The organism is Pseudoalteromonas sp. SIMBA_162, from assembly GCF_046535955.1.
Taxonomy (GTDB): Bacteria; Pseudomonadota; Gammaproteobacteria; order Enterobacterales; family Alteromonadaceae; genus Pseudoalteromonas; species Pseudoalteromonas marina.
Window position 1 is genome coordinate 1 of sequence record NZ_JAWJBQ010000378.1, and the last position, 274, is coordinate 274.

The 274-nt window shown below is 68.2% G+C and carries 1 protein-coding gene; it reads right to left on the minus strand.

Annotated features, from left to right (window positions below):
* On the minus strand, positions 1 to 274 hold a 274-nt coding region (locus R0J88_RS20115), incomplete at both ends, for a RimK-like ATPgrasp N-terminal domain-containing protein (RefSeq protein WP_410900892.1).

A 274-nucleotide genomic window follows, 5' to 3' on the forward strand; every position in this document is an offset into this window, starting at 1 on the left:
GCCACACCTTGCGCGAATGGCGATTGAGCGCCTGGGCGAAGCGGTCTTCATCCGCCGCTGCCAGGTGGCTCAGGGATTGCGGGCGCACTCGCTTGAGCACCCAATGATCGCCTCGACCTTCAAGACGCACCTCCAGCAGCGGACAGGGCAGGCGCTCGAACAGCTTGCGTGCGAGACGCGCAAGCGCGGGGTCTGCGCTCTCGCCGAAGGTCAGCAGCAGGTCGAGGCGTGGTGGCTTGCCAGCCCCATGCGTCACGCCTTGCGGGGCGGGCAG